We start from the raw sequence: 11,895 nt of genomic DNA, 5'->3' as shown, positions 1-11,895 counted from the left end.
TTTTCGGCTGGTGCGCTGTCACTTTGCCCGCAAAGTGACAGCGCACTCCGCCGCCATTCCGGACGCCAAGCAACGGTTCTGCCAGAACTACCTAGAATCTTAGATTTCGCATGCGAAACCCATCGCGCGATTCTTCAACGAATCCAAAGACCGCACGCCGCGTTCACGTTATCTTAACCGCGCGTCTCGCCTTTCAGGCCGTTTGCAGCACGTCCTGTTCCTCGTGGTAGGGACAGGCCACGCCATGCCCGTTGCCAAGGTCGATCATCGGTGGGCGCTCGGCGGCGCAGCTTGCGCGGGCCTTGGGACAGCGGGTGCGGAACACGCAGCCGGATGGGGGTGCAAGAGGCGACGGCAGTTCGCCTTCCAGTATGGGACGCACGCGCGCCTTTTCCAGCTTGGGATCGGGGATCGGTACCGAGGAGATCAGCGCCTGGCTGTAGGGATGTTCGGGGCGGGTCGTCAGCGTCTTGGCGTCGGCGACCTCCATCTGGCGGCCCAGATACATCACGATGATCCGGTCACTGATATGTTTCACCACGGACAGATCATGCGCGATGAAGATCATCGACAAGCCCATGTCGCGTTGCAGTTCCATCAGCAGGTTCACCACCTGCGCCTGCACCGACACGTCGAGTGCGGAGACGGGTTCATCACAGATCACCAGCTTGGGTTTCAGGATCAGCGCGCGGGCGATGCCGATACGCTGGCACTGCCCGCCGGAAAATTCGTGCGGGTAGCGGTTGATGAGGTTGGGCAGCAGACCGACCCGCTCCATCAACTCGCGCACACGCGCCTTGACGTCCTTGCGCGGGGTTTTGGGTTCGTGGGTAATGAGCGGCTCGGCGATGATTTCGCCCACCGTCATGCGCGGATTGAGGGCTGCGAGCGGGTCCTGAAAGATCATCTGCACGTCGCGGCGGTGCACGCGGCGTTGGCGGGTGTCCATGTTGGCCAGATCCGCGCCCTCGAACATGATCCTGCCGCCGGAGGACGGCACGGTGCCGACGATGGCGCGGGCCAGTGTGGATTTGCCGGAGCCGCTTTCACCGACGACGCCGAGGCATTGCCCGGCTTCGAGGTCGAAAGACATCTCGGACACCGCGTGCAGCTTGTTCGGCGCGGTCCAGGGCCAGGACCCGGGTTTGCGCACGTCGAAAGTGACGGACAGATCCTGCACGGAGAGAATGGGATTGGCCATCACGCGACCTCCTCTGGCTTCAGGTGGCAGGCGCGGCGGCGGGCATCGCCGTATTTTTCAAGATCGGGGCGCACTGTCGGGCAGTGATCCATGACCTGCGCGCAGCGGGGCGAGAACGGACAGCCCTTGGGCAGGCGCGACATATCGGGCGGTTCGCCCGCGATGGTGGCCAGCGCGCCGTCTTCCCGGTCGAGCCGGGGCACGGCCTGCAACAGCCCGCTGGTATAGGGGTGCGCGGGGTTTTCGAAGAGGACCTCTGTCGGGCCTTCCTCCATGATCTGGCCGCCGTACATGACCAGCGTGCGGTCGCAGAAGCCCGCGACGACGCCGAGATCGTGGGTGATCAGGATGACGGCGGTGCCGAATTCATCGCGGATGTCACCCAGAAGCTGCATGATCTGCGCCTGCACCGTCACGTCGAGCGCGGTTGTGGGTTCATCCGCGATCAGCAGGCGCGGCTGGCACAGGAGCGACATGGCGATCATGATGCGCTGGCGCATCCCGCCGGAAAACTCGTGCGGATACATGGTGATCCGGTTGCGGGCGTCCGGGATTTTCACAGCGTCGAGCATCTTCGCCGCCTCGTTCACCGCGTCCTTTTTCGACATGCCCTTGTGGAGTTGCAGCACCTCGGCCATCTGATCGGAGATTTTCAGGTAGGGATTGAGCGAGGTCATTGGGTCCTGAAAAATCATCGCGATGTCCTCGCTTCTGATCCGGTTCAGGTCCTTGCGACGCATCGTTAGCAGGTCCTTGCCGTCGAACAGCGCACGCCCGGTGGAGCGGCCGTTTTTGGCCAGGATGCCCATGGTGGCGAAGGCGGTCTGGGATTTGCCCGACCCGCTTTCGCCGACGATGGCCAGCGTCTCGCGTTCGCCCACGTCGAAGCTGACACCGTTCACGGCGTTCACGTCGCCGTCGTTGGTGGTGAAGGTGACGGTGAGATCCTCGATCTGCAAAAGGCTCATGATCTATCGGTCTTTCGGGTCAAGGGCGTCGCGCAAACCGTCGCCGACGAAGAAGAAGGCGAAGATGGTCAGCACGAAGAAAATGAGCGGGAAGAACAGCTGCCAGAGTACGCCGTAGGACATATTCGCCGCCCCTTCGGAAATCAGCGCGCCGAGCGAGGTGTTGGGCTCCTGCACGCCGAGGCCGAGGAAGCTGATGAAGCTCTCGAAGATAATCATCGTAGGCACCAGCAGCGTCGCATAGACGATGACGATGCCCAGCAGGTTCGGCACGATATGGCGCAGGATGATCTTCATCGGGTTGACGCCGATGGCGTGGGCGACCTCGACGAATTCCTTGTTCTTGATGGTCAGGGTCTGGCCCCGCGCGATCCGCGCCATGTCGAGCCAGGAAATCAGGCCGATGCCCAGAAACAGCATGAAGATGGAGCGGCCGAAGATCACCAGCATCAGGATCAGCACGAACATGAAGGGGATCGACATCAGCACGTCGACCACCCGCATCATGATGTTGTCGACCCGTCCGCCGTAGTAGCCCGCGATGGCACCGTAGAGCGTGCCGACGATGACAGCCACCAGCGATCCGACGATACCGACCATCAGCGAAATACCGGTCCCCTGCACGACGCGGGCAAAGAGATCACGCCCCGATGAATCGGTGCCGAAGTAGTGACCGGTCTCGAACGAGGGGACGCCCTTGAACGCGTTGGCCCCCATCAGGGTGAAGTCGATCGCGTCGCGTTCGTACTGTGCGATGAAGCTGCCGAAGATCGCGAAGGCGGCGATGAAGGCGAGGATGAAGAGAGAGACCACCGCGGCCTTGTTGCGAAAGAACCGCTTGCGGGCGTCGGCCCAGAGCGAGCGGCCCTGCACTTCGGCCAGTTGGGCGGCCTCGCCGACGCTTTCGACACTTGCTGCATTGGGTAACATGAGCCGTCCCCCCTAATAGCGGATTTTCGGGTCGATCCAGGCGTAGAGGATGTCGACCGCGAGGTTGAACAGGATCGTGAGCGTACCCACCAGAATGGTGATGCCCATGATGACAGAGTAGTCCCGGTTGAAGGCGGAGTTCACGAAGAATTGGCCGATCCCGCCGGTGGAAAAGAAGATGTCGATCACGACGGAACCGGTGATCATGAACACGAATGTCGGCCCCAGATAGGACAGCACCGGCAGGATCGTGGGCTTGAACGCGTGTTTCCAGATCACGCGCCGCATCGGCAGGCCCTTGGCCTGTGCGGTGCGGATAAAGTTGGTGTTGAGCGTTTCCAGCATTGAGGACCGCGTGATCCGCGCGATGGACGCCATGTAGGAGGTGGAGAGCGCGATCACCGGCATCACGAGGTTTTCCCACGCCCCGCCGTTCCAGCCGCCGCCGGGCAGCCAGCCGAGCCAGAGCGTGAAGATCAGCACGAGGATCGGGGCCATGACGAAGTTCGGCAGCACCTGCGCACCGACGGTGAAGCCGACGGCGAGGTAATCGAGCCAGGAGTTCTGCTTGAGGGCTGCGGCGATCCCCAGCGATACGCCGACGATTGCGGCCAGCGCGAAGGACCAGAAACCGTAGGTCAGTGTGACAGGAAAACCCTGCGCGATCACGTCGTTGACCGACTGGCTCTTGTATTGAAAGGACGGACCGAAATCGAATTGCGTGACGACGCCCCAGACATAACTGACGATCTGTTTCCAGAAAGGTTGGTCGAGACCGTATTTCGCCTCGATATTCGCGAGCACTTCGGGCGGCAGCGGACGTTCGGAATTGAACGGGCCACCGGGAGCGGAATACATCAGCACGAACGACAGGATCACGAGGATCAACAGCGTCGGGATCGCGACGGCAAGGCGTCGGACGATAAAGCTAAGCATGTGTCATGGGTCCACGCATGAGGGATGCGAATAGAACAATCGCGGCCCCGGATCGGTTCCGGGGCCGCGTGGGCGTTACACCGCCAGGTTACTCGGCGATCTTGTAAAGATCCTTGGAGTAGTTGTTCTGCTGGAAGTTATTGTAGGGCCAGCCTTCCAGATCCTCGGCGATCATGTCGACGGCCGCATAGTGGTAGATCGGAATGATGGGCATTTCCTCGGCGATGATCTGCTCGACCTCGGTATAGGCGGCCTGCGGGTTGTCCGAGGTCTTTGCCTCGGCCAGCAGTTCATCGACGCGGGCGTTTTCATACTTCGCGTCGTTGTAACCGGAGTCGGACTGCATCAGGTCCAGGAAGGTCGATGCCTCGTTGTAGTCGGCGCACCAGCCGGCACGGGCGATTTCATAGTCCTGGTTGCCGCGGGTTTCGAGGAAGGTCTGCCATTCCTGGTTGCCCAGTTCGGTTTCGACGCCCAGCGTCTGCTTCCACATCTGCGACACGGCGATGGCGACGGATTTGTGCGCCTCGGACGTGTTGTAGATCAGGCTGATCGACAGCGGGTTGTCGGAGCCGTAGCCAGCCTCAGCCATCAGTTCGGCAGCGCGCGCGTTGCGATCTTCCTGGGTCATGTCGGCATAGCCGATGGAGGGTGTCTCGAACCCGGCGGTCGCCCAGTGGGTGAAGGTGTAGGCCGGCTTCTGACCACCGGCCAGCACGGCCTCGGTGATCACGTCGCGGTCAATCGCCATCGACAGGGCCTGACGCACGTTCTGGTCCTGCAGCGCGGGGTTACCGGTGTCGGTCATGTTGATGGTGTAGTAGTAGGAACATGCCTCCGGCACGGACACGGCCTGTTCGGGATATTCAGCCGACAAGCGCGGGAACTGCCCTGCGGGGACCTGGGTCTTGTCAAGCTCGCCCGCCAGATAACGGGTCAAGGCTGTGTTTTCATCGGTAATGACCAGTGCGGTCACTTCCTCGATGATCGTGTTCTCGTTGTCCCAGTACATTTCGTTGCGCACGCGGGTCAGACGCTCCTGCGGCACATGCTCGGACAGGACGTAGGCCCCGTTGGAGACGATGTTTTCGGGGCGCGTCCATTCGGAGCCGTGCTCTTCCACAGTGGCCTGATGGACGGGGAAGGTGGTGCCGTGCACGACCATCTGCGCGAAATACGGCAGCGGCTGCGACAGACGGACCTCGAGCGTCGTGTCGTCGACTGCGGTGACGCCCAGTTCCTCGATCGGCATGTCACCGGCGATGACGGCTGCACCGTTCTCGATCGACATCAGTTCCATATACCAGCTGTAAGGCGAGGCCAGTTCGGGCGATGCGGCGCGGCGCCAGGCATAGACGAAATCACCTGCGGTCACGGGATCGCCGTTCGACCATTTCGCGTCGTCACGCAGGTTGAAGGTGAAGGTCATGCCGTCGTCGGACACTTCGTAGTCGGTTGCGACACCGGGGACGAGGTTACCGTCGGCATCCTGGTTCATCAGACCCTCGAACAGGTCGCGGACGATCTTGGAGCCGTCGACGTCTTCGACAAGGCCGGGATCGAACGACGGGCTTTCGTCGCCGACGCGGTAGATAAAGGTCTGGTCTGTGGCCAGCGTTTCGCCGGTTTCGGGATGGGTGGCGTGGGCGTCGGCATAGGCCGCACCGGTGCCGAGCAGGACCAGAGCGGTCGTCGCTTTGAAAGTGTTCATCAATGTCATTTGGATACTCCCTTGCATGGGGCGCGTGATCGTGGCGCCCGCGTTGTCGGTTGTCTTCACACGTCATGCGCGTGTTGATGGGGTATCATTTTGTGGCGGCACGGAAATGGCAAGCCGCTTTTTGGCTTGACGCCACGGGAGATTCAAAAGTTCGCCGCATTGCACAGCATGACGCAATAATCTGACATTCTGACCGATGTTTGCGCATAGTGCAGCGCCGGGCCTCCGTCGCGCGCATATGACCGCCCGGTTCGACAGATCGATTCGCAATGGCCGCGCGGGGGCATTTCGCCCCCGGCTTCATCTGCTCAGGCGTCGCTGCGGTTCATCCGGTTGTCGATCAGATCGTCCACCACCGCCGGATCGGCCAGCGTCGACGTGTCGCCCAGCGCGCCGAAATCGTCCTCGGCGATCTTGCGCAGAATACGGCGCATGATCTTGCCGGAGCGGGTTTTGGGCAGGCCCGGCGCCCACTGGATCAGGTCGGGCTTGGCGATGGGGCCGATTTCGGAGCGGACCCAGGTTTCAAGCTCCTTGCGCAGCTCGTCGCTAGGTTCCTGCTCGCCCATAAGCGTGACGTAGGCATAGATGCCCTGCCCCTTGACCTTGTGCGGATAGCCGACGACGGCGGCCTCGGCCACCTTGGGGTGGGCCACCAGCGCGCTTTCGACCTCTGCCGTGCCCATGCGGTGACCGGAGACGTTGATCACGTCATCGACGCGGCCGGTGATCCAGTAGTAGCCGTCTTCGTCGCGGCGGCAGCCGTCACCGGTGAAATAATAGCCCTTGTAGTCGGCGAAATAGGTCTTCTCGAACCGCTCGTGATCGCCCCAGACCGTGCGCATCTGCGCGGGCCAGCTGGATTTGATGCAAAGCACGCCCTCGGCGGCGGTTTCGGTCTGTTCCTCACCGGTGGTGGGTTCGAGGATCACGGGTTCGATCCCGAAGAACGGCAGGGTCGCGGAGCCGGGTTTCGTCGTCGTGGCACCGGGCAGTGGGGTCAGCAGATGCCCGCCGGTTTCGGTCTGCCACCAGGTATCGACGATGGGGACGTTTCCGCCACCGACGACCGTATGATACCAATTCCACGCCTCCGGGTTGATCGGCTCTCCCACGGTGCCAAGCACCTTGAGAGATGACAGATCGTATTTTTCGACCCACTCGTTCCCCTGCCCCATCAGCGCGCGAATGGCGGTGGGGGCGGTGTAGAACTGATTGACCTTGTGTTCCTCGCAGACCTGCCAGAAGCGGCCCGCATCGGGGTATGTCGGCACGCCTTCGAACATCAGCGTGGTGGCACCGTTGGCGAGCGGGCCGTAGACGATATAGCTGTGGCCCGTGACCCAGCCCACGTCCGCCGTGCACCAGAAGATGTCACCGTCGTGATAGTCGAAGGTGTATTGGTGCGTCATCGAGGCATAGACGATGTAGCCGCCGGTGGTGTGTACCACGCCCTTGGGCTGGCCGGTGGAGCCGGAGGTGTAGAGGATGAACAGCGGATCCTCGGCATTCATCTCTTCGGGCGGGCAATCATCGGCGACATTGGCCTCTGCCTCGTGCAACCAGACGTCGCGGCCATCCTGCATGGTGATGTCGCCGCCGGTGCGTTTGACGACCAGCATCTTCGTGTCGACCGTGATCTTGTCGAAGGCCTTGTCGGCATTGACCTTGAGCGGGGTGTTTTTGCCACCGCGCGGGGCTTCGTCGGCGGTGATGACGACCTTGGCCTCGGACCCGTTCACACGGGCGGCGAGAGCGTCGGGCGAGAACCCTGCGAACACGATGGAGTGGATCGCCCCGATCCGCGCGCAGGCGAGCATCGCGTAGGCGGCTTGCGGGATCATCGGCATGTAGATCACGACACGGTCGCCCTTGGCCACGCCCATGCCCTTCAGGACGTTGGCCAACTTGCAGACATGTGCGTGCAACTGGTTGTAGGTGATGTGCTGGGAGTCCGCTTTTGGATCGTCCGGTTCCCAGATGATCGCGGTCTGGTCGCCCCGCGTCGGCAGGTGCCTGTCGATGCAGTTGGCCGAGACGTTGAGCGTGCCGTCCGCGAACCATTTGATGTCGACATTGCCGGGCGCAAAGCTCGCCTCGCGAACCTTCGTGAAGGGTTTGATCCAGTCGATGCGCTTGCCATGTTCGGCCCAGAAGGCATCCGGATCGGCGATGGAATCGGCATACATCTTGTCATAGGTGGCCTTGTCGGCATGCGCTGCGGCGGCAACCTCTGCTGACGGTGGATAGGTTTTGGCTTGCTCTGACATGGCTGGTCCCTCCCGACTTCGTTTCGCCCGTATCATGGGCAGAATTGCACGGATGCCAAGCATCGGTGCGCGGGAAAGCGGCAGTTTTTGTAAATTCCCGCTTGTAGTCGTGGCGTCGTGGTGAAGAATTTTACAAATTGAGTGGGTGGCCCAACAAGTGTCGCAGTCGTAGCCATCAGCCATGAAAGCCCTGATCGTTCTTGGAGCCGCCGTCTGGCCGGACGGCCCGTCGCCCACGTTGCGGCGGCGGGCGGATCATGCGGCGCGGGTCTGGGTGCAGGGCGACTTCGCGAAGGTCATCGCCTGCGGCGGGATGGGCCAGCATCCGCCGACCGAGGCCGCCGCCATTGCCGACATTCTGCGCGGCCACGGTATGCCGGGGGCACACATTCTACTGGAGGAGCAATCCACCACGACGCTGGAAAACCTGCGTTTCGCCTTGCCGCTGCTTCGGGAGCACGGGATCACGCGCGTCACCATCGTGACCGACAGCTATCACGGCCCCCGCGCGCGGCTGGTGGCCCAGGTGTTGGGGGTGCGCGCCACGGTCGACAGCCCGAGCCTGCGCGGCACGCATCTCCCGACGCAGGTGCGGCAGCATCTGCGCGAGGTTTTCGCCCTGCCCGCCTATGCCGTGCGGCTCTACTGGATGCGCTGGCGCGGGGCATTGGACGCTAGGCAGAGATGAAAATCACTCCCAGCCCGACCCCAAGCGCCAGACACAACGGCCCATATAGTCTGCGGTCCAGCCATGCGAAGGGCTGCTGCGGCGTCATTCGGCGCCAGAGCGGGACGTAGGAGAGGATGCCGCGCAGGATCAGCAGCAGGGCAAAACTGCCGATGATCGCGTTGCGCCAGAAGCCCGGGGCGGCCCAGACCGCGATGGCGACGACCAGCAGGCCCGCCGCGACCACGCCGCAGGGGATCGGCCCGGGCATCCGTTCCGCCCCGCGCGCGCCGACGACGGTGGCGACAAGGCGGCGTTCGTCACGGATCGGAAACCAGTAACCGCAGCCCCACAACACGTGGATGGCGGCCAGAATGACCAGAGCGGCGGAGACGAGGGCACAGAGAATCACCATGCGCCCAGTCTAGCATTTCGGCGAAACGGCCGCCGCTGCGCGATCAGTAGTAGATGCTGAAGGCGCGGCGCACGGCGTCTGCGCGGGTCAGGCCCTGTGCTGCCAGCTGTTCGTCAGAGATCGCGTTCAGTTGCGCGACAGTCTGTGCGCGGCCGTTGTTGTTCGTCATCCATACGATCATCCGGCCAAGGGCGCGGAACGGTACGGTTGCGATATCGACGAGGATTTCGCGGTAGGTGATGATGTGGGAGTTGGGAAGGGATGTCATTTTCAGCCTCTTGGGTTCATTGGTTTTGCTTCGGCCTCCCCCCTCTTGCACTGCTATAGATGGCAACCACGCGACCGCGCCGCAACGCACGCCTGCGCAACCCCGTCATGCGGTTCGCGCATGGGATGGCGCACAAATAAACGGGGCGCGTGGACACCCCGTTTTTCATTACGGATTTAGCTGACCGTCAGAGCGGGTTGTCCATCCGCACGGCGTAACGCGCCTTGCCCTTCACCGGTTTGCTGAAGGTAAAAGCCACCGATTGCTTGTCCGCGCCCTGATTGCCCTGAAAATACGGCAGGTCGAAGACATCCGCGTTCGACCCGTCCCTGATCGCGCCTTCTGCGATGAAGCTATCGACGAAACGGGCCTGGCCGCCGAAGGGCATGTTGGAATCCGTGTCGGCCTGCCAGGTCTTGGCTGCGGCCGATTGGGTGTGCACCAGTTGCGCCGGGTTATAGACCGGCTCGTCCACGCCGTTGAACGTGTTGTTGGCGAAATTGATGGCACGCATCCGGGTATAGTCGAGATCGGCGAAGGTGGTATCGACGTGGTCAATCCGGCGGATGTTGCCGTTGATTGCGCGGAACACGTTGCCGGTCACCGTCAACCCGTGCACAAAATGCCCGGACCCGTGCGGTTTCACGACGATGAAGTTGAACCAGTCGGCGGCCCCCAGCGCGGTAAAGACATTGCCTGTCATGGTCAGCCCGCCGAACGACAGCTGGTTGCCCAGCGCCGGCGTGGCGTCGTGTTCGTTGGACAGTTCGATGAAGTTGTTGTCGATGTAATTGCCGGTGATCGCCGTCATGCAGTTGGGCGAGGTCAGGATGATCCCGCCCTTGCGCACGGCATTGGTATCGCTGTCGCCGTGGAACCAGTGATTGCCGTTGATCAGCCCGCCGGTGCCCGCCAGCACGCAGAAGTGCTTGAAGAGTGCGACGCGGTTGTCGCGGATCTTCACGTCGTTGGCATTGGCGTTGAAGGCGATGGTCGTGCGCGCCGGGACCGGCAGCGCCTGCTCGTTCGAGATGAACTGGCAGCGATCCAGCATCATGCCCTGACAGCCGTTGCCGATGGAGGTCAGGCCCCGGTCCTTGGGCTTGGTCACGAAACAGTCGCGCAGATGGAACGTCAGACCGGCGGGCGCGATCATGATGCCCGATGCCTCGCCCTCGCACTGGAATTCGATATCATCCAGCACGAATTGGCTAAGGCTGTCGTAGCCGGAGAAATCCAGCAGATATTTGAACCGCTTGAACGTATAGGTCTGGGTGCCGACGGCATCGAAGAGCGGTTGGCTGAGGGTGATGACCTTCTGGCCGACGTTGACGGCGGCCACGTAAACCTCGCGTCCGACGCCCGCGCCTTCGACCAGCGACCCCACGGGAATGTTGGCGATGTTCGTCACGTTGCTGAGCCGCGTCGCCTGGCTGGCGGAGTATGAGGCGGCGGAGGTCACCTGCGTCGTGTCCCAGGCAGGCCCGGCGGCGGCACGTATCTGGCCGTTGCGGATCACCCGGCGTGTGGCGAAGACCGTGCGCTGCGGGTCGGCGGCCTGCACATCGAACGGTTCGGTCAGGGTGATGCGTCGCCCGTTCAGGTTCAGCGAATCGTGGTCGGAGAAGTTGATCAGCGCCTGATAGGCCTTGCGCAGGGCGATCTCCTCGTCGCCGAACGCATCGACATAGGTTTGATAATCGTATTCAGTTTGCAGGATGAAGCGTTTCGCGGCGGGCTGGGTCACGGTGCCTTCGAAGATCACGCGACTTTGCAGGGTGACGTCGTCGGCCAGGCGGAACGTGCCCGCCGACACCAGCACGCGGCGTCCGTTGGCGGCGGCATCCGCGGCCTCAAACGCGGCGGAATCGTCGGCGACGCCGTCGCCGATCGCGCCGAAATCCTTGACGTCGACGACCGACATGATGTCGCGCTGAAAGGCGGATGTGATATCCTCGATGATCAGATCGTCGAGCCGCACGACGCCACCGCTCGGCCCTGTCAGGTCGATCCCGAAGTGGCCGAAATCGGCGGGCAGCCAGACCATATCGACGCCGGTGCGCGCGCCGGTGCCTATGATCGCGCTGACCTCGACGATTTCGCCATAACTGGTGAGTTGCGTGGCGGGGCCGGTTTCTGTCAGGCCCGTGGCTTTGCCGCCCGCGTTCAGGCCCGGATAGCCAGCGATCCGCACCGACGGCAACGCCCCGGCGACCGCCTTGATCCGCGCGGTCACACGCAGGTAGCAGCCTTCGAGGATCGGCGTTTCGCCCATGTAGCGGACGCGCGTTGTGCTGGCATCCTTTTGCAGTTCAAGACAGCCGCCGAAGTCCTGATCGGCGGACACGAACGCCGCCGTCGTCGCTGTCGCATAGGTTTCGGTGCCCGGTGTGCCGTCCTCGCGGGACCAGACGCCAAGACCCGCTGCGAACGGCAGCGGCATAAGCACGACTCCATCAGTGATTGCCTTGTTCATCGCATATCCCTTTGTTTGGGGTGCGCCGTCATGCAGGAAGCCTG

10 protein-coding genes are annotated in these 11,895 nt (G+C 62.5%); 1 reads left to right on the top strand and 9 read right to left on the bottom strand.

All coding sequences use genetic code 11. The features are described from left to right. Positions 1 to 193 precede the first annotated feature (193 nt). The 6 genes from AC04PH_RS05270 to acs all read right to left on the bottom strand — a co-directional run bounded on the left by AC04PH_RS05270 (position 194) and on the right by acs (position 8,025). Positions 194 to 1,201 (bottom strand): oligopeptide/dipeptide ABC transporter ATP-binding protein, encoded by a 1,008-nt coding sequence (locus AC04PH_RS05270; protein ID WP_483064694.1) that lies wholly within the window; start codon positions 1,199 to 1,201, stop codon positions 194 to 196. Continuing rightward, a complete protein-coding gene (locus AC04PH_RS05265; RefSeq protein WP_483064693.1) occupies positions 1,201 to 2,169 on the bottom strand; it encodes an oligopeptide/dipeptide ABC transporter ATP-binding protein in 969 nt (322 codons plus the stop codon). The genes AC04PH_RS05270 and AC04PH_RS05265 overlap by 1 nt, the downstream gene beginning before the upstream one ends. A gap of 3 nt (positions 2,170 to 2,172) precedes the next feature. Continuing rightward, the gene (locus AC04PH_RS05260; protein WP_483064692.1) at positions 2,173 to 3,099 is read right to left on the bottom strand and encodes an ABC transporter permease subunit; all 927 of its coding nucleotides are present in this window, start codon (positions 3,097 to 3,099) and stop codon (positions 2,173 to 2,175) included. A 12-nt stretch (positions 3,100 to 3,111) separates the two neighbouring features. Continuing rightward, positions 3,112 to 4,035 (bottom strand): oligopeptide ABC transporter permease OppB, encoded by a 924-nt coding sequence (oppB, locus tag AC04PH_RS05255; RefSeq protein ID WP_483064691.1) that lies wholly within the window; start codon positions 4,033 to 4,035, stop codon positions 3,112 to 3,114. Between the two features lie 88 nt (positions 4,036 to 4,123). Beyond that, the gene (locus AC04PH_RS05250) at positions 4,124 to 5,755 is read right to left on the bottom strand and encodes a peptide ABC transporter substrate-binding protein (RefSeq protein ID WP_483064690.1); all 1,632 of its coding nucleotides are present in this window, start codon (positions 5,753 to 5,755) and stop codon (positions 4,124 to 4,126) included. A gap of 308 nt (positions 5,756 to 6,063) precedes the next feature. Next, positions 6,064 to 8,025 (bottom strand): acetate--CoA ligase, encoded by a 1,962-nt coding sequence (gene acs / locus AC04PH_RS05245; RefSeq protein ID WP_483064689.1) that lies wholly within the window; start codon positions 8,023 to 8,025, stop codon positions 6,064 to 6,066. Positions 8,026 to 8,206: 181 nt separating this feature from the next. On the opposite strand from acs, the gene AC04PH_RS05240 reads away from it, so the two are divergent. Further along, the gene (locus tag AC04PH_RS05240; protein ID WP_483064688.1) at positions 8,207 to 8,713 is read left to right on the top strand and encodes a YdcF family protein; all 507 of its coding nucleotides are present in this window, start codon (positions 8,207 to 8,209) and stop codon (positions 8,711 to 8,713) included. On the opposite strand, the gene AC04PH_RS05235 is transcribed toward AC04PH_RS05240, so the two are convergent. The 3 genes from AC04PH_RS05235 to AC04PH_RS05225 all read right to left on the bottom strand — a co-directional run bounded on the left by AC04PH_RS05235 (position 8,700) and on the right by AC04PH_RS05225 (position 11,851). Then, the gene (locus AC04PH_RS05235) at positions 8,700 to 9,107 is read right to left on the bottom strand and encodes a DUF3995 domain-containing protein (RefSeq protein WP_483064687.1); all 408 of its coding nucleotides are present in this window, start codon (positions 9,105 to 9,107) and stop codon (positions 8,700 to 8,702) included. The genes AC04PH_RS05240 and AC04PH_RS05235 overlap by 14 nt on opposite strands. Positions 9,108 to 9,150: 43 nt before the next feature. Further along, on the bottom strand, positions 9,151 to 9,375 hold the full coding sequence (locus tag AC04PH_RS05230; RefSeq protein WP_483064686.1) for a DUF1127 domain-containing protein: 225 nt from the start codon (positions 9,373 to 9,375) through the stop codon (positions 9,151 to 9,153). A 187-nt stretch (positions 9,376 to 9,562) separates the two neighbouring features. Beyond that, positions 9,563 to 11,851, bottom strand: a complete 2,289-nt coding sequence (locus tag AC04PH_RS05225; RefSeq protein ID WP_483064685.1) for a glycosyl hydrolase family 28-related protein — start codon at positions 11,849 to 11,851, stop codon at positions 9,563 to 9,565. Positions 11,852 to 11,895: the final 44 nt, after the last annotated feature.

This window comes from Yoonia sp. KMU-150, assembly GCF_056858355.1.
Note: the sequence above shows the minus strand (reverse complement) of the source record. Positions and strands in the feature narration are given on the sequence as shown.

Excerpts from the sequence above, each read along its gene's own strand:
- AC04PH_RS05225 (WP_483064685.1), bottom strand. The coding sequence starts at position 11,851 with ATGAACAAGGCAATCACTGATGGAGTCGTGCTTATGCCGCTGCCGTTC.
- oppB (WP_483064691.1), bottom strand. The coding sequence starts at position 4,035 with ATGCTTAGCTTTATCGTCCGACGCCTTGCCGTCGCGATCCCGACGCTG.
- AC04PH_RS05250 (WP_483064690.1), bottom strand. The coding sequence starts at position 5,755 with ATGACATTGATGAACACTTTCAAAGCGACGACCGCTCTGGTCCTGCTC.
- AC04PH_RS05235 (WP_483064687.1), bottom strand. The coding sequence starts at position 9,107 with ATGGTGATTCTCTGTGCCCTCGTCTCCGCCGCTCTGGTCATTCTGGCC.
- AC04PH_RS05230 (WP_483064686.1), bottom strand. The coding sequence starts at position 9,375 with ATGACATCCCTTCCCAACTCCCACATCATCACCTACCGCGAAATCCTC.
- AC04PH_RS05265 (WP_483064693.1), bottom strand. The coding sequence starts at position 2,169 with ATGAGCCTTTTGCAGATCGAGGATCTCACCGTCACCTTCACCACCAAC.
- acs (WP_483064689.1), bottom strand. The coding sequence starts at position 8,025 with ATGTCAGAGCAAGCCAAAACCTATCCACCGTCAGCAGAGGTTGCCGCC.
- AC04PH_RS05260 (WP_483064692.1), bottom strand. The coding sequence starts at position 3,099 with ATGTTACCCAATGCAGCAAGTGTCGAAAGCGTCGGCGAGGCCGCCCAA.
- AC04PH_RS05240 (WP_483064688.1), top strand. The coding sequence starts at position 8,207 with ATGAAAGCCCTGATCGTTCTTGGAGCCGCCGTCTGGCCGGACGGCCCG.
- AC04PH_RS05270 (WP_483064694.1), bottom strand. The coding sequence starts at position 1,201 with ATGGCCAATCCCATTCTCTCCGTGCAGGATCTGTCCGTCACTTTCGAC.